Source organism: Novosphingobium silvae, assembly GCF_009856825.1.
Classification (GTDB): domain Bacteria; phylum Pseudomonadota; class Alphaproteobacteria; order Sphingomonadales; family Sphingomonadaceae; genus Novosphingobium; species Novosphingobium silvae.
The window spans coordinates 32,803-52,613 of the sequence record NZ_WVTD01000011.1 but is presented as its reverse complement, the minus strand read 5'-3'; the positions used below and the strand labels follow the sequence as shown (position 1 = coordinate 52,613).

The following is a 19,811-nucleotide window of genomic DNA, read 5'->3' as shown; positions in this document are numbered from 1 at the left end:
CGGTCCCCAGCTTTGTGCATTTTGCAACACATGCCCCCTTGCGGCAGCCGCCCTACCCCCGCAGAAACCCCCAATGGCTATCCTTGACCGCTTCCTCGAACGTGGGGTTCGCCACGGCGTCCTCGAAGTCCTCCGCCCCGATGGCAGCCTGCGCCGCTTCGGCACCGCGACAGAAGGCTTCCCCCAGGTCCGCATCCGCTTTACCGACAAGTCGGCCGAGCGCCGCATCCTGCACGATCCGCGTCTCGGCGCTGCCGAAGCCTTCATGGACGGGCAGCTCGTGGTGGAGGAAGGCGACATCATGGAGCTCGTCGAGCTCCTGCGCGCCAATGCCCGCTGGGACCGGGGCGGCGAACTGAAGGAGAACTCACCGCTCAAGCGGGTGGGCGGAAAGCTCATCACTCTCGTCGACGGCATCAATCGGGCGGCCAGCGCCAAGAAGAACATCGCCCATCATTACGATGTGGGCAACGATCTCTATCGCCTGTTCCTCGATGCCGAGCACATGCAGTACTCCTGTGCCTACTGGCCCGATCGCGACATGACCCTGGAGCAGGCGCAGACCGCCAAGCTCGCCCACATCGCTGCCAAGCTGGCGCTTGAGCCCGGCCAGACGGTACTCGACATCGGGTGCGGTTGGGGCGGCATGGCGATCTATCTCGCCCGCAACTTCGACGTCAGGGTGAAGGGCATCACTCTCAGCGAGGAGCAGCTGGCGCTTGCCCGCGAGCGGGCGGAGGAGGCCGGGGTCGCCGACCGCATCGACTTCCAGCTGATCGACTACCGCGACCTTGCGGCGCGGGGCGACAAGTTCGACCGCATCGTTTCCGTCGGCATGTTCGAGCACGTTGGCCAGGCGCAGTTCGGTCGCTTCTTCCGTGACTGCGCCACGCTGCTTACGGACGAGGGCGTGATGCTGCTCCACACGATCGGCCGCATGGGCGGACCGGGATCGACGGACGCCTTCACGCGAAAGTACATCTTCCCGGGTGGCTACATTCCCGCGCTCAGCGAAACCCTCGCCGCAAGCGAGAAGGTTCGGCTGATCGCGACCGACGTCGAAACGCTACGGCTTCACTACGCCTTCACTCTGCGCGAATGGTACAAGCGCTGCGTGGCCAACCGTGACGCCATCGTGCGGCTTTATGACGAGCGTTTCTACCGCATGTGGATCTTCTATCTCTCCGGCGCGACGGCTGCGTTCGAGAGCGGGGGCATGTGCAACTACCAGATTCAGTACACCCGCAGCCGGCACGCCCTGCCCCTGGCGCGTGACTACATCGCAGAGAGGGAACGGCAGCTGGGCGGCGGTTGAACCGGCCCATTGCGGAACAGGCACCCCCCTGCTAACCGCCCGCCCGAAAGTTTCCTGGAGCCTGCCCCATGTCCGACAGCATCAAGAAGGTCGTCCTCGCCTACTCCGGCGGGCTCGACACCAGTGTCATTCTCAAGTGGCTGCAGGTCACCTACAACTGCGAAGTGGTGACCTTCACGGCAGACCTGGGCCAGGGCGAGGAACTGGAGCCCGCACGCGCCAAGGCCAAGCTGATGGGCCTGCCGGACGAGAACATCTACATCGACGACCTGCGCGAGGAGTTCGTGCGCGATTTCGTCTTCCCGATGATGCGCGCCAACGCCCGCTATGAAGGCGACTATCTTCTCGGCACGTCCATCGCGCGTCCGCTCATCTCCAAGCGCCTGATCGAGATCGCGCATGAGACCGGCGCCGACGCGGTGGCTCACGGGGCGACCGGCAAGGGCAACGACCAGGTCCGCTTCGAGCTCTCGGCCTATGCGCTCGATCCCAGCATCAAGGTCATCGCGCCCTGGCGCGAGTGGGACCTGACCAGCCGCACCTCGCTCATCGCCTGGGCCGAAGCGCACCAGATCCCCGTCCCCAAGGACAAGCGCGGCGAGAGCCCGTTCTCAACCGATGCCAACCTCCTGCACACCTCCTCCGAGGGCAAGGTGCTTGAAGATCCATGGGAAGAGACCCCCGACTACGTCTACTCGCGCACCGTCAACCCGGAAGACGCTCCCGATGCCCCCGAATACATCACCGTCGACTTCGAAAAGGGTGATGGCGTTGCTCTCAACGGGGTGGCGATGAGCCCGGCCGCGCTTCTTACCGCGCTAAACGAACTCGGCCGCAAGCACGGCATCGGCCGCCTCGACCTGGTCGAGAACCGCTTCGTGGGCCTGAAGTCGCGCGGCATGTACGAGACGCCTGGCGGCGAGATCTACGCCCGCGCCCATCGCGGTATCGAGCAGATCACGCTGGACCGCGGCGCAGCGCATCTCAAGGACGAGCTGATGCCCAAGTATGCCGAGCTCATCTACAACGGCTTCTGGTTCGCGCCCGAGCGCGAGATGCTGCAGGCGGCGATCGACCACTCACAGGCACGAGTGAACGGTACTGTCCGGCTCAAGCTCTACAAGGGCCTCGCCTCTGTCGTCGGGCGCAAGAGCCCCGATTCGCTCTACTCCGAGCGCCACGTCACTTTTGAGGACGATGCCGGCGCCTACGACCAGAAGGACGCCGCAGGCTTCATCAAGCTCAATGCGCTGCGTCTTCGCCTGCTGGCACGGCAGGGACACCACTAAGTCGTTCCCGAAAGCTTAACCGCATCCGGCGGCCCGTTGCCATTACGCGACGGGCCGCTTTCGCGTGGGTAGCGCCCGAGCGAGGTCGAAGGTAGGACGTCCGGCATCGTCAACGACGAAGCGGGGTTTTGCTTGAATATCCGTCGAACCGGCCGACTGGCCGCGCTTGCCGCCGCCATGACCCTCAACCTTGCGGGTCCCGTCCAGGCCGATTCCGGTATTCTCGCGGTGAACGCCGCTATTGCTCCAGAAGTTCCCGCATCCCTGCTTTCCGTTCCGCACGCCGCGCCGACGCTTGATCTGGAGCCGATCGCGGGCGGTATGGCGAGCTACTATGGACGTCACCTCAAGGGTGCACGCACTGCCAGCGGCCAGCGTTTCGATCCCGACGCGCTGACCTGCGCCCACCGGACGCTCCCTTTCGGCACCCAGTTGCAGGTGACCAATCCAGTCAACGGCGAAACCGTCGTTGTTACGGTGAACGACCGCGGTCCCTTTCACGGCAACCGCGTAATCGATTTGTCCGATGCCGCCGCCGAGGAGATCGGTATCCTCGCCCGGGGAAGCGGCAAGGTGGAACTCGCCATCCTCAACGACTGACCAGTAGCTCGGCCAATCCTCTCTGTTTTTGGGAGGTATGTCGGCCGGCGCAGCTCGGGAGGGGTGGGGGAAGCGCCGCGCCGGCCTTCACTCACGATAACCGCGAGAACGCCGATGCGTTCCCCGCATGCTTCCGCTTCGGCTCAGTCGTTTGATCCCGTCGGCGAACAGTTGAGCACAACCATGTGCAGGCCCATAGGGCAGCATTTTCCGGCCGACATTTCAGCCCTCACCTGCAAAAACTGATCGTCGCACCATTGGGCCGTATTTGCCCGGCCGCCTCATGACGGATCCGGGCGATCGCTGCCGCCCGGCCATTCGCTGCCGCCGTTACTTCGCCCAGCTTCCCAGAAGCGGCTTCAGGTACTGACCGGTGAAGCTGCGCGGTTCCTTCACCACCTCCTCCGGCGTCCCTTCCGCCACGATCTGGCCACCGCGCACGCCGCCCTCGGGGCCCATGTCGATGATCCAGTCGGCCGTCTTGATAACGTCGAGGTTGTGTTCGATGACAACCACGGAATTGCCCTGATCCACCAGGCGGTGCAGCACTTCGAGGAGCTTGCGCACGTCCTCGAAGTGGAGGCCGGTGGTCGGCTCGTCCAGGATGTAGAGCGTCTGTCCGGTGGAACGGCGCGCCAGTTCCTTGGCCAGCTTCACACGCTGCGCCTCCCCGCCCGAAAGTGTCGTCGCCTGCTGGCCCACCTTCACATAGCCCAGCCCTACTTCGTTCAGCATGTGCATGCGGTCGCGAATGGGCGGGACGGCCTTGAAGAACTCTTCGGCATCTTCGATCGTCATGTCGAGCACGTCGGCGATGGACAGGCCTTTGAACCTCACCTCCAGCGTCTCGCGGTTGTACCGCTTGCCGTGGCACTCCTCGCACGTGACGTAGACGTCGGGCAGGAAGTGCATCTCGATCTTGATGAGACCGTCACCCTGGCACGCCTCGCACCGGCCGCCCTTCACATTGAAGCTGAAGCGCCCCGGCTTGTAGCCGCGCGCCTGACTTTCGGGCAGGCCTGCAAACCAGTCGCGGATCTGGGTGAAAGCGCCGGTGTAGGTAGCCGGGTTGGAGCGCGGGGTACGGCCGATCGGCGACTGGTCGATCTCGATCACCTTGTCGCACTTCTCAAGACCCGTGATCCTGTCGTGCGCGCCCGCAATCACCCGCGCACCGTTAAGCTGGCGTGAGGCGCCCGCCTGCAGCGTGTCGATGGTAAGCGAGGACTTGCCCGAGCCCGAGACCCCGGTCACGCAGCAGAAAGTGCCGAGCGGGAACTTCGCGGTGACGCCTGTCAGGTTGTTGGCGCGCGCGTTCTCCACGGTCACGAAGTGGCCATTGCCCTTGCGGCGCTCTGCGGGCACCTCGATCCGGCGAGCGCCGTTCAGATACTGCGCGGTGAGGCTCTGCTTGCTTTTGAGCACCTGCTTGAGCGTGCCTTCGGCCACCACTTCGCCGCCGTGCACACCCGCGCCGGGCCCCAGATCGACGATGTGGTCGGCCGTGCGGATCGCGTCCTCATCGTGTTCCACCACGATGACGGTATTGCCCAGATCGCGCAGCCGCTTGAGCGTCTCGAGCAGCATGTCGTTGTCACGCTGGTGAAGGCCGATGCTGGGTTCGTCGAGCACGTAGAGCACGCCCGACAGACCCGAGCCGATCTGGCTGGCAAGGCGGATACGCTGGCTCTCTCCGCCCGAAAGCGTGCCCGATGTACGGTCGAGATTGAGGTAATCGAGCCCAACGTTGTTCAGGAAGCCCAGGCGCTCGTTGATTTCCTTGAGGATGGCGTGCGCGATCTGCTTCTGCTGGTTGCCGAGCCGCTCCTCCAGGCCGCCGAACCATGCAAAGGCATCCGCGACGGACAGGCGCGCGGCGTCGGCGATGTCGCTCCCGCCGACCTTGACGGAAAGCGCCTCGGGCTTGAGGCGCTTGCCACCGCAGGTCTCACAAGGCTGCGCAGTCTGGAACTTCGACAGTTCCTCGCGCATCCAGGCGCTGTCGGTCTGCACCATCCGGCGATTGAGGTTACCGATCACGCCCTCGAACGCCTTGTTGACGGTGTATTCCTTGCGCCCGTCCTTGAAGGTGAGCGGCACCGCCTTGCCACCGGTGCCGTAGAGGATCACCAGCTTGACCTCGCCTGGCAGTTCGTCCCACGGCGTCGTCAGGGCGAAACCGAAGTGCGCAGCCAGACTGGAGAGCACCTGCATGTAATAGGGGCTGGGTGGATTCGACTTGGCCCAGGGCACGATGGCCCCCTGCTTGAGCGTCAGGTGCTCGTTGGGAACGACCAGTTGCGGGTCGAACAGCAGCTTCTCGCCAAGGCCGTCGCAGGCCGGGCACGCTCCCTGAGGCGCGTTGAACGAGAACAGCCGTGGTTCGATCTCCTCGATGGTGAAGCCGCTGACGGGACAGGCGAACTTCTCGGAAAAGACGATGCGATTGGCTGGGAGGCCCGCGCCCTTCAGGTTCTTGCCCTGCTCGTCGTCCTCGCGCCCGGGAACGTTGCCGTCGGCCAGGTCGGCATAGGCCAGCCCTTCCGCCAGCTTGAGGGCCTGTTCGAAGCTGTCGGCAAGGCGGGTCTGGATACCCTCCTTCACCGCGATGCGATCGACCACGACCTCGATGTCGTGCTTGAACTTCTTGTCGAGCGCGGGCGCGTCTTCGATCGGGTAGAACTCGCCGTCGATGCGCACGCGGGTGTAGCCCGCCTTCTGCCACTCGGCCAGTTCCTTGCGGTATTCGCCCTTGCGACCGCGCACCACCGGTGCAAGCAGATAGAGACGCGTGCCCTCCGGCAGGGCCATGACGCGATCGACCATGTTCGACACGGTCTGCGCTTCGATCGGCAGGCCGGTGGCGGGCGAGTACGGGACGCCCACGCGCGCCCAAAGCAGGCGCATGTAGTCCCAGATCTCGGTCACGGTCGCCACGGTGGAGCGCGGATTGCGGCTCGTCGTCTTCTGCTCGATCGAGATGGCAGGCGAAAGGCCGTCGATATGCTCGACATCGGGCTTCTGCATCATCTCGAGGAACTGGCGGGCATAGGCGGAGAGGCTCTCCACATAGCGCCGCTGGCCTTCGGCATAGATCGTATCGAACGCCAGGCTGGACTTGCCCGACCCGGACAGTCCGGTGATGACGATCAACTTCTCGCGCGGGAGCGCGATGTCGAAACCCTTGAGATTGTGCTCGCGCGCACCGCGCACGGTGATGTGGGTAAGGCTCATGGAGGAGACGTGTTCCAGATTTGTTCGCACGCTTCAAGAGGCGCGGCACGGGTTTTGCGGTAGATGGGGTGCGATGTGCCGGAGGCAAGGCTTGCAAGCGCCGGGCGCGCATTGGTTTCCTCAGCATATCCACGCCCGGGCGCGATGGTGCATGGTACGTCGGGCACTTCATCGGGGCGTGCTGAAGGGGACGGGTCGGGGTTTCCGGAAGTCGAACTCGGAAACCTCGGTCGGCTGCTGCACGTTGATCCTGACAAATGCGGCCGCACCTCTGCGCCGCCTAGATCAGGAGAAAGCCATGCGCCCAATCCGAGAATATGCACCTGCCTTCGCTCTTGCCGCAGTTCTGGCGACTGCGCTTCCCGTTCCTTCACAGGCGCAAGACCGGGCGGAAAAGCCGGTGTCCAGCGCTCCCGAGCCCGGCGATCCGGAAACCCGGCGACAAATGCTCAATGCCCGGCAGGCTCAGGCCGCCCGGCAACAGGTTGAAGCCAATCGCGCGAGCCAGGCCCACCATGAGGCTGCGGTCGCGCTCAACGGAATGGCTCAGGAGCGCAACGACGCGCTCTACTCCGATGCCCTCACCGCCAATGCGCAGGCTCGCCAGCAATACCGCGAGACGCGCAAGCAGTGGGAACGCACCAACCCGTACTGCTGGAACGGCGATGCGGCCAAGTGCCCCGCCGATCCGCTTCCACCCGCCAGCGGCAGCTGACGCAAGGCCCGCCGGCCGCGGGGCGCAAGTTCCCCTTGCACCTTGCGGCCTGCGGGCGCCTTCTCATGTCAGGGCCGGCGCCAGTCCCGCCAGGGCGTGCACTATGATGGCGCCGGCGATCAGCACGCCTGCATAGCGGATCGCACGTGCCTGCCCCGGATCGATCCGGCTGCCCTCCGGCTTCTCCAGCCGAGCGGCAGCGGCCCGGATCAGCCGCGGCGCGTCGGCGGAAATACGTGACAGTTCAAGCAACACCGCTTCCATCCGGTCGGGCGCGGCAAGGCGGGTCAGGCGCGATGTCACGAGCCGGGCGCGTAGCGTTCCCAGCGCTTCGGACAGATCGAAGTCCGGCGCGATGCGCGAGAGCACGCCGTCCATCGTCACCATGGCCTTGAAGATAAGTACGAGGTCCGGCGGCAGCACCAGCCCTTCCTTGCGCAGCAGCGGAAAGAAGTCACCCACCATCGCGTTCAGCACCAGCGCTCCGCTGCCGTGGCGAGCGACAAGCCGCTCCGAGGCGACCAGCAGACGCTCGCGCGGCACCTCGCCCGCCTGCGACCACGAAGCCAGCATGTCTGCCACCCCGCCGGGGTCGTTGCTGCGAAGCGAGAGGATGAACGTCAGGAACTCGTGCTGGCGGCGCGGCGACACGAAGCCGACCGAGCCGAGGTCCAGCAGCGCCAGCCGGTCGCGCCCGCCGGGCTCCGCCGGGGGAAGGCACAGCAGGTTGCCCGGGTGCGGATCGGCATGGAACCGCCCGTTGACGAGCACCATCTCGAGGACGAGCTGCGCCCCGAGCTCGGCGATCGCGTCCGGATCAATCCCGCCGGCCCGCAGTGCGGCAGGCTCGCGAGGGGGGATGCCCTCGACATAGTCCATGACCAGAAGGCCGTTCGAAGAATATTCCCAATGGATGCGCGGCACCACCACCCGCCCGATCGGGGCGAGATCGGCGCGCAGCATGTCGGCATTGCGCCCTTCGTTGGTGAAATCCAGCTCGTCCAGGATCTCGCGACCCAGTTGCTCGATCATCGCGGTGGGCGTCATCCGCCGCACCATGTCGCTCCGAGCCTCGGCGAGAGCGGCAAGGTGGCGCAGCAGCCTCAGGTCGGCCTCCATCGCGCGGCGGATGCCGGGGCGGCGGATCTTCACCACAACCTCCGTCCCATCCTTCAGCGCGGCACGGTGAACCTGCGCGATCGAGGCTGCAGCCAGCGGCTCTGGATCGAAGCGGGCGAAGGCGGTCTCGGGTGGCTCCCCCAGAGCTTCCTCTACTGCAGGCCGTAACGCCTCGAAAGGGAGCCGCGGCGCGCTGCTCTGCAGGTGTTCGAAAGCGGTGATCCACTCATCGGCAAGCATGTCACGCCGGGTGGCGAGTATCTGGCCAAGCTTCACGTAAGTCGGCCCCAGCGCTTCGAGCGCGCGGCGCGTGCGGGTGGGCAGGTCGGCATCCTCGCCCACGTGACCGTCCACCCCCTGCACCGGGAGACCCAGCCGCATCAGCAACGAATCCAGGCCGAAGCGGGCGATCACCGCACTCGCCTCGGCAAGGCGCGCCCGGTCGCGCGCGGCAACGGTCATGGTCTGCAGGATCGTGGGCATCGTGACTCCTTGGTTTGGCAGGAGCAACCGGCATGGTCTTGGCCCGGTTCCGGGCGCGCTTGTGGAAAGCCGGCGTTCTCGCATTGGAGAGCCCGCGCGCCGCCCCTAGGCTGGCGCTCATGCCTGCCTTCCGCAATGCCCTTTCGCTCCTGCTCGCCGGAACGCTTGCCGCCTGCGGTGGCGGCACGAAGTATCGACCGGTCAGCGACGTACCGGTGCGTATCGGCGCTCCTTACAAGGTACGCGGGACCACCTTCGTCCCAGCCGCCCAGCCCGGCTATGACATGCTTGGCTATGCGACCTGGTACGGCAGCGAGAGCGGCAACCAGGTCGCGAATGGCGAGCGGTTCCGACCAAAGTGGATCACCGGCGCGCACAAGACCCTGCCGCTCCCCTCCTATGTCGAGGTGACGGCGCTCGACACCGGGCGTCGCATCCTTGTGCGCGTGAACGATCGCGGGCCCTTCGGCGATTCCCGGCGCCTGATAGACCTGTCCAGAGGCGCTGCGGAGCACCTTGGCATCCGCGACAAGGGCAAGGCGGCCGTTCGGGTGCGCGTGGTGGAGCCTGCAGAGAATGACCGTGCGGCACTACGCAAGGGCAAGCCCGCCAAAGAGCTGCAGCCGTTGCCGGACCGCAGCCTCTCCAGCCTAAGGGAACAGTTCGTGCGCGGTGTCGGCGCTCTTTGAGGAACCGCGCCGCGAACCAGAACGTTGTCTCCCGGAGAGGAGACACGACATGAACATCGGAGCCGAGATTCCCTTCCGTCGCAGCCGCCGCGAGCGCGGCACCGGATCGCTTATCCTCGACCACCAACGCGAAGAGCACCTGCGTGAAAACCGGGCACATTCAGGCGAAATGCGGGTCTGGTCCAAGGAACGGTTCGTCCAGGGCTGAACGGCAGCCAGCCGAGGCACCAAGAGAGCCTTTCGCCCTGCCGCCTCGTCGGCTTGCGTTCGGCGACCGGATCTTAACTCCTTAAGCGTACTCCAGTTCGTTGTACCGCAGCGGGACGACGCGGAATGGCCGGGTGCATCCTGCCTGCACCGTCGCTAGGCCCGGTCTGCACCGCTGCGACTCTTTCGGCTGACTGGAACTTCGTGCCTTTGGCTTCTCCCCTTCCTGAACCTGAGATCGCGACCGCGACGCCGGGTGTGCGGGAGAAAGCACGCATCGAGCGCCCGCGCGACTTCACCGCGCGGTTCGCTCGCCGTACACGCGGGATCGGATATGTGCTCATGCGACTGCACCGGCGCTGGGCACTGGCAGCGGCAATGCTGGGAGCAGTGGCCCTTCCCGCCTTTGCGGAACCCGCGGGTTGGAGCCGGTTCGCCATTGCCGATGCCGGCACTGCCGACATAGAGCCCGCCCCCATGCCTTTCGAGCAGACCGGCGCCGGCTTTCCCGGCTCGGCCTTCTATTACCTTGAGAGCGAATCCGCTCCCCTGCGCATCGGCGAGGGTATCCGCTCGGATTCGGACGACGCGGTTTCCGGCCCAGTCGCCCGCTCTCTCCGGGTGGACAATTCAGGCGTCGACCGCAGCCGTGCGCTGCAGTGCCTCACCGCCGCCATCTACTACGAGGCGGCGAGCGAGCCTGACGCCGGTCAGCGCGCAGTGGCGCAGGTCGTGCTCAACCGCGTGGCTCATCCCAGCTATCCCAAGACCGTGTGCGGTGTCGTCTACCAGGGTTCCGAGCGCAGTACCGGCTGCCAGTTCTCGTTTACCTGCGATGGATCGCTGGCGCGGCGTCCGCAGCGCCTGTTCTGGGACCGGGCGCAGGAGGTCGCCCGCGCGGCGCTATCCGGCTACGTATATGCGCCTGCCGGTCTCGCGACGCACTACCATACGGTTCAGGTGCGGCCCTATTGGGCGCCGAGCCTCAACTATCTCGCCACCATCGGCGCGCACCGCTTCTACAGCTTCCGGGGCGGCGCGGGCAGCCCCGCGACGTTCCGATATGCCTATCTGGGCGGAGAGCCGGTTGCTGCTCCCCACCGCCGCGAGGACACCCTCTCGTCTGCCAGCACCCCCGCCGCGCTCGACCCACTGGCCGTGCAGCGCGCCTTCGGCCTCGTGGAGCCTACAGCAGCCGCGCCCACCGTGTCGCGGCCGGGTTCAGCCGCCGGACCCCAGGCGCCCGAGGCTTCTCCGGCATACACCAGCGAGGTGCGCGAACGGGGCGGCGAATCGCTTTACCGCGCGCAGAATTTGCCCGGCGCACAGGGCATTCGGGGCGAGTATGCGAACTCAGGCAGGTGGATCGCCGACCCGCGTAGCTGATGCCTTGCCTTGCAAAGCATTGCTTACGCAAATACCGGAGGACCTCTTGGTCAAGACTTATGAAACCAAGTCTTCTCATGATGGGTTAGCGCCTGCCATGCTAGGCAGAGCGCGTTCGAATGTGACCCGGCAAGCAAGAGGCCCGTACATGACCATCCGCTTCGCCGCCGCCTGGGGCGGGACGACTCCGGCCATCGCACGTGCGCTCTGTCCGGGTGCGCCCTTGAGCGCGGGCAACGACAACCCGCCTGCAACGCGCCGCCAGACCCGCCGCATGGCCCTTGCACGCACCGCGCCAGCCGGAGAGGCCGCGCTGCAGCCTGCGGACCTCGACGCGGCGCTGGCCGCAGCGCTCATGCACTTTGCCCGCCACGGACTGTCCGCCGCCACTCTGGCTCGAGACGAAGCCTTGGCCGCGCATGCCGCAGGGGACGAGTCGGCAGAAATTCGCTGGCTGGAGATTTGCCGCAGGCTCGACCGCCGTATGGCGGCCGCTGCCGAGCGCCGCCTTGGCCACTGACGGCCCCGTCTCTAGCGTCGTGCCGGCCCCGCGAACGCTCACTTGCATCGCGTGTTCGACGAGTCGCGCCTGAAAGGCCTTGCCTCCCATCCGGCCGTGTACGACACCTTGTCAGGCGAAGACAAAACAGGAAAGTGAAGGCGTCGAAGCGGGTCGATCCGCCAGACCGATCACTTATTGCAATTGCGAACTATTATCACTTAAAAGTGCCTCGATCGCCATGACAGCGGCCGTTTGGCGGTTGCAATGTCCTGCTGGGGGGCGTAGGGCGCGGCTTGCAAACCCGGCACCTGCCTTTTGCGGGATGAAAGCAGGCCGCCTTGAAGTCCGGTAATCCCGCCACTGGGAAGGACACGCACGGATCATGGCTCGTAAGAAGATTGCCCTCATTGGCGCCGGCAACATCGGTGGCACCCTCGCTCACCTCGCCGCGCAGAAGGAACTGGGCGACATCGTCCTGTTCGACATCGCCGAGGGCATTCCCCAGGGCAAGGCGCTCGACCTCTCGCAGTGCGGCCCCGTCGAAGGCTTCGACGCGCAGATCACCGGCACCAACGACTATGCGGACATCGCGGGCGCCGACGTCGTCATCGTCACCGCCGGCGTTCCCCGCAAGCCCGGCATGAGCCGCGACGACCTGCTCGGCATCAACCTCAAGGTGATGAAGGCCGTCGGAGAAGGCATCAAGGCCCACGCCCCGGACGCGTTCGTGATCTGCATCACCAACCCGCTCGACGCGATGGTCTGGGCGCTGCGCGAGTTCTCGGGCCTGCCCCACAACAAGGTCGTCGGCATGGCCGGTGTGCTCGACTCGGCCCGCTTCTCGACCTTCCTCGCCTGGGAATTCGGCGTCTCGGTGCGCGATGTCACCAGCTTCGTGCTCGGCGGCCACGGCGACACCATGGTTCCGGTGGTCGAATACTCGACCGTCAAGGGCATCCCCGTTCCCGACCTCATCAAGATGGGCAAGTCCACGCAGGAGCGCATCGACGAGATCGTCAAGCGCACCGCGAACGGCGGCGGCGAGATCGTCGGCCTCCTGAAGACCGGCTCGGCCTTCTACGCACCGGCCGCCTCGGCCATCGCAATGGCTGAATCGTACCTGGGCGACCAGAAGCGCATCCTGCCCTGCGCCGCCTACCTCGAAGGCCAGTACGGCGTCGACGGCCTCTACGTTGGCGTGCCGGTCAAGATCGGCAGCGAAGGCGTCGAGGAAGTGATCGAGATCGCTCTCGACGACAAGGCCAAGGCTGGCCTGCAGGTCTCGATCGACGCGGTCAAGGAACTGCTGGTCGCCTGCAAGGGCATCGACGCCTCGCTCGCCTGATCCACACCAGTCCGCGCTTCCCGTCCTCGTCCGCCTGGGCAAGGATGGGAGCGAGGGACAGGAAACTGACCCCCGACTGGAACGGCCTGTTCAAGTCACCAATTCAACTGGACCCCGGCGCACGCCGGGATCACGAATGAGGTAGGAATCGATGTCGATCCTCGTAGACAAGAATACCAAGGTCATCACGCAGGGAATGACCGGCGCGACCGGCACCTTCCACACCGAGCAGGCGCTTGCCTACGGCACGCAGATGGTCGCGGGCGTCACCCCCGGCAAGGGCGGTACGACCCACATCGGCCTGCCCAACTACGACACCGTCGCCGAAGCCAAGGCCGCGACCGGCGCGACTGCCTCGTGCATCTACGTTCCGCCGCCGTTCGCCGCCGACTCTATCCTCGAGGCGATCGATGCCGAGATGGAACTGATCGTCTGCATCACCGAGGGCATTCCCGTCCTCGACATGGTCCGCGTGAAGCGTGCGCTTTCGGGCTCGAAGTCGCGCCTGATCGGCCCGAACTGCCCCGGCGTGCTGACCCCCGGCGAGTGCAAGATCGGCATCATGCCCGGTTCGATCTTCTCGAAGGGTTCGGTGGGCGTTGTCTCGCGCTCGGGCACGCTTACCTATGAAGCCGTGTTCCAGACCACCAACGCAGGCCTCGGCCAGACCACCGCAGTCGGCATCGGCGGCGACCCGGTCAACGGCACGAACTTCATCGACGTCCTCGAGCTGTTCCTTGCCGACGACGAGACCAAGTCGATCATCATGATCGGCGAGATCGGCGGCAGCGCCGAGGAAGAAGCGGCGCAGTTCCTCAAGGACGAGGCCAAGCGTGGTCGCAAGAAGCCGATGGCCGGCTTCATCGCCGGCCGCACGGCGCCTCCGGGCCGCCGCATGGGCCACGCCGGCGCGATCGTGTCGGGCGGCCAGGGCGGCGCCGAGGACAAGATCGCGGCGATGGAAGAAGCCGGCATCAAGGTGTCGTCCAGCCCCTCGCTGCTCGGCGAAACCCTTGTGGAAGTCCTCAAGGAATACGCCTGATTTGAATACTCCGGCGGCGCGCGGCGGAACCGCGCCGCCGCCGGAGGCTTACAAGACGCGTAGCGGGTCAGTGCGCCCGTTCGCGAAGTACCCGAGCGGTCTTGCGGCCCTTCCTCCCCGGAACCGTCAGCGCCGCCAATACAGGACAACGCCGGGACAGCCCGTCCCGCGTGGCGACAGGTGATTCCTATGGGCGACGAGAGTTTCGATTTCACCCCTGACATGGGACTCGACGAGCCCCAGGCCGGCCCAAGCTGGCAACCCCGCAACTGGCCCCTCGTCGGCGGCGACGCCGAGGACGACTGGACGCAGGGCCTTGACCCGACGGCCCTCAAGGCGGAGATCGCCAAGGCTGCCGCGAAGGGCGGCGCCAAGGTCGATCAGTCCCGCATAGACGAAGCGGCGGCAGACGCCATCCGCGCCATGATGCTGATCCGCACATATCGCGTGCGCGGTCACCTTGCTGCGGATCTTGACCCCCTCGGTCTCAACCAGCGCCAGCTGCCCGCCGATCTCACCCCCGAATACCACGGCTTCGTCGGCGACGCGCAGGACCGGAAGGTCTACGTCGGCGGCACGCTGGGCCTCGAATGGACGACCGTGCGCGAGATCGTGCAGATCCTGCGCGCGAACTACTGCGGCAAGGTCGGCCTCGAGTACATGCACATCGCCGACACCGAGGAGCGCCGCTTCCTCCAGGAGCGCATGGAAGGCGCCAACAAGGAGATCGAATTCACGCCCGAGGGCAAGAAGGCGATCCTTCAGGCCGTCGTGCGCGGTGAGCAGTACGAGAAGTTCCTCGGCAAGAAGTACGTGGGCACCAAGCGTTTCGGCCTCGACGGCGGCGAATCGATGATCCCGGCGCTGGAAGCCGTGATCAAGTACGGCGGCCAGCTCGGCGTGAAGGAGATCGTCTACGGCATGGCCCACCGCGGCCGCCTGAACGTTCTCGCGAACGTGCTCGCCAAGCCCTACAAGGTCATATTCCACGAATTCTCGGGTGGCACCGCCAACCCCGAGGACGTCGGCGGCTCGGGCGACGTGAAGTACCACCTCGGCACCTCCGCCGACCGTGAGTTCGACGGCATCAAGGTCCACATGAGCCTGATGCCCAACCCCTCGCACCTCGAGACGGTAGATCCGGTCGTGCTCGGCAAGGTCCGCGCCTACCAGGTGATCGCCGACGACATCGGCGACGATATCGGCGCGGGCGCCCGCCACAAGCAGGTGCTGCCGGTCCTCATCCACGGTGACGCCGCTTTCGCCGGCCAGGGCATCGTCTGGGAGTGCTTCGGCCTCTCCGGCGTCAAGGGCTACAACACCGGCGGCTGCATCCACTTCGTCATTAACAACCAGATCGGCTTCACGACGAGCCCGCAGTTCGCGCGCAACTCGCCCTACCCCTCGGACGTCGCCAAGGGCGTTCAGGCGCCGATCCTGCACGTCAATGGCGATGACCCGGCCGCGGTGACCTTCGCGTGCAAGCTCGCGATCGACTATCGCCAGAAGTTCGGCCGCGACATCGTGATCGACATGTGGTGCTACCGCCGCTTCGGCCACAACGAGGGCGATGAGCCCGGCTTCACGCAGCCGCTGATGTACGCGAAGATCCGCCAGCACCCGCCGGTCAGCCGGATCTACGCCGATCGCCTGAAGGGCGAGGGCGTGATCGACGACACCTTCCTGCCGCAGACCGAGGAAAGCTTCACCGCCTATCTCGAAGAGCAGTTCGAGGCGGCCAAGACCTACAAGGCCAACCAGGCTGACTGGTTCGCCGGCCAGTGGAGCGGCTTCCACAAGCCCGCCGATCCCGAGACCGCGCGCCGCAACGTCGACACCAAGATCGAGCCCAAGCTGTTCGAGAGCCTTGGCCGCGTCCTCACCACGGTGCCCGAGGACCTGACCGTCCACAAGACGCTCGCCCGCGTGCTTGCCGCCAAAGAAGAGATGTTCAAGTCGGGCGACGGGTTCGACTGGGCGACGGCGGAGGCGCTTGCCTTCGGCAGCCTCGTCACCGAAGGCTACGGCGTTCGTCTGTCCGGTCAGGACTGCGGCCGCGGCACCTTCTCGCAGCGCCACGCCGTCTGGACCGACCAGACCGACGAGCACAAGTACGTCCCCCTCGCCACGCTGCCGCACGGCCGCTTCGAGGTGCTGGACTCGACGCTGTCGGAGTATGGCGTGCTCGGCTTCGAGTACGGCTACGCCAGCGCCGACCCCAAGACCATGGTGCTGTGGGAAGCGCAGTTCGGCGACTTCGCAAACGGTGCGCAGATCATCATCGACCAGTACATCGCCTCGGCCGAATCCAAGTGGCTGCGCGCGAACGGCCTGGTCATGCTGCTGCCGCACGGCTACGAAGGCCAGGGCCCCGAGCACTCCTCGGCCCGCCTGGAACGCTACCTGCAGCTGTGCGCACAGGACAACATCCAGGTCTGCAACATCACCAGCCCGGCCAACTACTTCCACGTGCTGCGCCGGCAGATGCACCGCCCCTTCCGCAAGCCGCTCATCATCATGACGCCCAAGTCGCTGCTGCGCCATCCGTTGGCGAAGTCTTCGGCCAAGGACTTCATCGAAGGCGACTTCAAGCGCATCCTCTCCGATCCCAACCCGGCTTCGGACGCGGAGACGAAGAAGGTCATCCTGTGCTCGGGCAAGGTGTTCTACGACCTGCTCGAAGCCCGCAACGCGGCCGAGATTACCGACACCCAGATCATCCGCCTCGAGCAGCTCTACCCCTTCCCGGGCGAGCCGCTGGCCAAGCGTCTCTCGCAGATGCCGAACCTCGAGGAGATTGTCTGGTGCCAGGAGGAGCCCAAGAACAACGGTTCCTGGTTCTTCGTCGAGCCGCTGATCGAGGAAGCCGCCAACGAGGCGGGCGTTTCCGCGCCCCGCCCGCGTTATGCAGGCCGTTCCGCCTCGGCATCGCCTGCCACCGGCCTCGCCAAGCGCCACACCGCCGAGCAGGCGGCGCTGGTCGCCGATGCCCTGCATCTTTCCGTTCGTTCCGAACTCCGTCGCAAGCAGAAGGCTTGAGATAAATCATGTCCACTGAAGTCAAGGTCCCCACGCTCGGCGAGTCCGTCTCCGAGGCCACCATCGGCCAATGGCTGAAGCAGCCGGGCGAAGCCGTCGCTGCCGACGAGCCCATTGCCAGCCTCGAAACCGACAAGGTCGCGATCGACGTCATGGCGCCCCACGCGGGCGTCATGGGCCAGCACCTCGCCAAGGAAGGCGACACCGTCACCGTCGACGCGCTGATTGCCACGATCGAAGCCGGTTCGGGTGCTCCCACCGCTGCCAAGCCGGCAGCAGCTGCCCCCGCGGCTTCGGCGCCTGCGCCCTCCCCCGCCCCGACGCCGGCTCCCGCCGCCGCTACGGAAGAGGCGTCGGCAGGCTCGTCGGTTCTCTCGCCGGCCGTGCGCCGGGCGATCCTCGAGCACGGCATCGATCCCGCGACCATCAAGGGCACCGGCAAGGACGGCCGCATCACCAAGGACGACGTCCTTGAAGCGGCCAAGAACAAGCCAGCCTCTGCCCCCGCCTCGGGCGCATCGGTTCCGGCCACTGCCGCAGCTCCGGCCGCGCGCAACGAGGAACGCGTCAAGATGACGCGCCTGCGCCAGACGATCGCCAAGCGCCTCAAGTCCGCACAGGACAACGCGGCCCTTCTCACCACCTTCAACGACGTCGACATGTCGGCCGTCATCGAGGCGCGCGAGAAGTACAAGGACATCTTCCAGAAGAAGCACGGCATCAAGCTCGGCTTCATGTCGTTCTTCGCCAAGGCTTCGGTCCTGGCGCTCAAGGACATCCCAGCCGTCAACGCGCAGATCGACGGTGACGAGATCGTCTACCACGACTACGTCGACATCTCGATCGCGGTCTCGGCGCCCACCGGCCTTGTCGTTCCGGTCGTCAAGGACTGCGACAAGCTCGGCTTCGCGGGCATCGAAAAGGCCATCGCGGACTTCGGCAAGAAGGCCAAGGACGGCAAGCTGACCATGGAAGACATGAAGGGCGGCACCTTCACGATCTCCAACGGCGGCGTGTTCGGGGGTCTCATGTCGACCCCGATCATCAACCCGCCGCAGTCGGCTGTGCTGGGCCTTCACCGCATCGAGGATCGCCCGGTTGTTCGCGGCGGCGAGATCGTGATCCGCCCGATGATGTACATCGCGCTGTCCTACGACCACCGCATCATCGACGGCCGCGAGGCGGTCACCGCTCTCAAGACCATCAAGGAAGCGATCGAGGATCCCACCAGGCTCCTGATCGACCTCTGAGACCGACAAGCCCCGCCCGCCGCGAAATTCAGGTCGGGCGGGGTTTTCGCTTGCGCTGAAACGATTCATTACCGCTCGTGTCTGTTGTGTGCGAAGCACGAGCGTGAGGAGGCCTGAACATGGCTGATTACGACTACGACGTTCTTGTCATCGGTGCCGGCCCCGGCGGCTACGTTGCGGCGATCCGCGCCGCGCAGCTGGGCCTGAAGACCGCCTGCGCCGAAGGGCGTGAGACGCTGGGCGGCACCTGCCTCAACGTCGGCTGCATCCCCTCCAAGGCGCTGCTTCATGCTTCGGAGTATTTCGAAGCGGCGAAGGAAGGCGGCTCGATGGCCAAGATGGGCATCAAGGTCACGCCCGAGCTTGACCTTCCCACCATGCAGGGCCAGCGCATCGACGCGGTGAAGGGCCTGACCGGCGGCATCGAATTCCTGTTCAAGAAGAACAAGATCGACTGGCTGAAGGGCTACGCGCAGTTCAAGGACGCGCACAGCGTCGAGGTGGCCGGCAAGACCGTCACCGCCAAGAACATCGTCATCGCCACCGGCTCCTCGGTCACCCCGCTCCCGGGCGTCGAGATCGACAACGCGGGCGGCGTGGTCGTGGACTCGACCGGTGCCCTGGAACTGGCTTCGGTGCCCAAGAAGATGGTCGTCATCGGCGGCGGGGTGATCGGCCTTGAGCTCGGTTCGGTGTGGCGGCGTCTCGGCGCGGAAGTCACCGTCGTCGAATTCCTCGACCAGCTGCTTCCAGGCATGGACGGCGAAGTGCGCCGTGAAGCCGGCAAGATCTTCAAGAAGCAGGGCATGGCCCTGAAGCTCGGCACCAAGGTCACCGGCGTTTCCGTCGAGGGCAAGACCGCCAAGGTCACCGTCGAGCCCGCAGCCGGTGGCGACGCCGAAGTGATCGAGGCCGACGTGGTGCTCGTGTCGATCGGCCGCCGTCCGAACACCGAGGGTCTTGGCCTCGACAAGATCGGACTGGAACTGAACCAGCGCGGCCAGATCGAGACCGACCATGACTTCGCCACCAAGGTGGACGGCGTCTGGGCGATCGGCGACGTTATCCCCGGCCCGATGCTTGCCCACAAGGCCGAGGACGAAGGCATCGCCGTTGCCGAGAACATCGCAGGGATGACCGGGATCGTGAACCACGACGTCATCCCGGGTGTCGTCTACACGCAGCCCGAATTCGCGGGCGTGGGCCTGACGGAAGAGGCCGCCAAGGAGCGTGGCGGGGTGAAAGTCGGCAAGTTCCCGATGCTCGCCAACTCGCGCGCCAAGACCAACCACGAGCCCGACGGCTTCGTGAAGGTGATCGCCGATGCCGAAACCGACCGCGTGCTCGGCGTGTGGTGCATCGCCTCCGTCGCCGGCACCATGATCGCCCAGGCCGCGCAGGCCATGGAGTTCGGTGCCACCAGCGAGGATATCGCCTACACCTGCCATGCTCACCCGACGCACTCCGAGGCGATCAAGGAAGCGGCGATGGCTGTCACCGGCAAGCCGATCCACATCTGATCGGCCGCCAGGCAAGAAAAAGAAAAGGGCCGGTGCGAGGAGCGCCGGCCCTTTTCGCATGCGCGGCGAATCGACC

15 protein-coding genes are annotated in these 19,811 nt (G+C 65.8%); 13 read left to right on the top strand and 2 right to left on the bottom strand.

Annotated elements, in window-relative coordinates; translation table 11 throughout:
* Positions 1 to 73: 73 nt before the first annotated feature.
* From GR702_RS14480 to GR702_RS14470, 3 genes are all read left to right on the top strand, one after another.
* Positions 74 to 1,315: an SAM-dependent methyltransferase gene (locus GR702_RS14480; RefSeq protein ID WP_160986609.1), complete on the top strand. Its 1,242-nt coding sequence runs from the start codon at positions 74 to 76 to the stop codon at positions 1,313 to 1,315.
* Positions 1,316 to 1,383: 68 nt separating this feature from the next.
* On the top strand, positions 1,384 to 2,604 hold the full coding sequence (locus tag GR702_RS14475) for an argininosuccinate synthase (RefSeq protein WP_160986608.1): 1,221 nt from the start codon (positions 1,384 to 1,386) through the stop codon (positions 2,602 to 2,604).
* A gap of 132 nt (positions 2,605 to 2,736) precedes the next feature.
* Positions 2,737 to 3,204 carry a septal ring lytic transglycosylase RlpA family protein gene (locus GR702_RS14470; protein ID WP_237449717.1) on the top strand — a complete coding sequence of 156 codons (468 nt, stop codon included), beginning with the start codon at positions 2,737 to 2,739 and terminating at the stop codon, positions 3,202 to 3,204.
* A 330-nt stretch (positions 3,205 to 3,534) separates the two neighbouring features.
* Here GR702_RS14470 and uvrA read toward each other — a convergent pair whose 3' ends face one another.
* Entirely contained in the window at positions 3,535 to 6,438 is a 2,904-nt protein-coding gene (gene uvrA / locus GR702_RS14465) for an excinuclease ABC subunit UvrA (protein ID WP_160986607.1), read from the bottom strand.
* A gap of 298 nt (positions 6,439 to 6,736) precedes the next feature.
* Here uvrA and GR702_RS14460 point away from each other — a divergent pair, with 298 nt between their 5' ends.
* Positions 6,737 to 7,153, top strand: coding sequence for a hypothetical protein (locus GR702_RS14460; RefSeq protein WP_160986606.1), 417 nt, complete (start codon positions 6,737 to 6,739; stop codon positions 7,151 to 7,153).
* Between the two features lie 63 nt (positions 7,154 to 7,216).
* Here the strand turns inward: GR702_RS14460 and GR702_RS14455 are convergent, their stop codons facing one another.
* On the bottom strand, positions 7,217 to 8,755 hold the full coding sequence (locus tag GR702_RS14455) for an ABC1 kinase family protein (protein WP_202408282.1): 1,539 nt from the start codon (positions 8,753 to 8,755) through the stop codon (positions 7,217 to 7,219).
* Between the two features lie 119 nt (positions 8,756 to 8,874).
* On the opposite strand from GR702_RS14455, the gene GR702_RS14450 reads away from it, so the two are divergent.
* From GR702_RS14450 to lpdA, 9 genes are all read left to right on the top strand, one after another.
* The gene (locus GR702_RS14450; protein ID WP_160986687.1) at positions 8,875 to 9,444 is read left to right on the top strand and encodes a septal ring lytic transglycosylase RlpA family protein; all 570 of its coding nucleotides are present in this window, start codon (positions 8,875 to 8,877) and stop codon (positions 9,442 to 9,444) included.
* Between the two features lie 49 nt (positions 9,445 to 9,493).
* Positions 9,494 to 9,652 (top strand): hypothetical protein, encoded by a 159-nt coding sequence (locus GR702_RS22095; RefSeq protein ID WP_202408281.1) that lies wholly within the window; start codon positions 9,494 to 9,496, stop codon positions 9,650 to 9,652.
* 203 nt (positions 9,653 to 9,855) lie between these two features.
* Complete coding sequence (locus tag GR702_RS14445) at positions 9,856 to 11,037, top strand: cell wall hydrolase (RefSeq protein WP_419880305.1); 1,182 nt, start codon at positions 9,856 to 9,858, stop codon at positions 11,035 to 11,037.
* Between the two features lie 148 nt (positions 11,038 to 11,185).
* Positions 11,186 to 11,557: a hypothetical protein gene (locus GR702_RS14440; protein WP_160986605.1), complete on the top strand. Its 372-nt coding sequence runs from the start codon at positions 11,186 to 11,188 to the stop codon at positions 11,555 to 11,557.
* A 364-nt stretch (positions 11,558 to 11,921) separates the two neighbouring features.
* Complete coding sequence (gene mdh / locus GR702_RS14435; RefSeq protein ID WP_160986604.1) at positions 11,922 to 12,884, top strand: malate dehydrogenase; 963 nt, start codon at positions 11,922 to 11,924, stop codon at positions 12,882 to 12,884.
* A 151-nt stretch (positions 12,885 to 13,035) separates the two neighbouring features.
* Complete coding sequence (sucD, locus tag GR702_RS14430; protein ID WP_160986603.1) at positions 13,036 to 13,926, top strand: succinate--CoA ligase subunit alpha; 891 nt, start codon at positions 13,036 to 13,038, stop codon at positions 13,924 to 13,926.
* 189 nt (positions 13,927 to 14,115) lie between these two features.
* Positions 14,116 to 16,965, top strand: a complete 2,850-nt coding sequence (locus GR702_RS14425; RefSeq protein ID WP_160986602.1) for a 2-oxoglutarate dehydrogenase E1 component — start codon at positions 14,116 to 14,118, stop codon at positions 16,963 to 16,965.
* Between the two features lie 8 nt (positions 16,966 to 16,973).
* Positions 16,974 to 18,215, top strand: a complete 1,242-nt coding sequence (gene odhB / locus GR702_RS14420) for a 2-oxoglutarate dehydrogenase complex dihydrolipoyllysine-residue succinyltransferase (protein ID WP_160986601.1) — start codon at positions 16,974 to 16,976, stop codon at positions 18,213 to 18,215.
* Positions 18,216 to 18,334: 119 nt separating this feature from the next.
* The gene (lpdA, locus tag GR702_RS14415; protein WP_160986600.1) at positions 18,335 to 19,735 is read left to right on the top strand and encodes a dihydrolipoyl dehydrogenase; all 1,401 of its coding nucleotides are present in this window, start codon (positions 18,335 to 18,337) and stop codon (positions 19,733 to 19,735) included.
* Positions 19,736 to 19,811 lie beyond the last annotated feature (76 nt).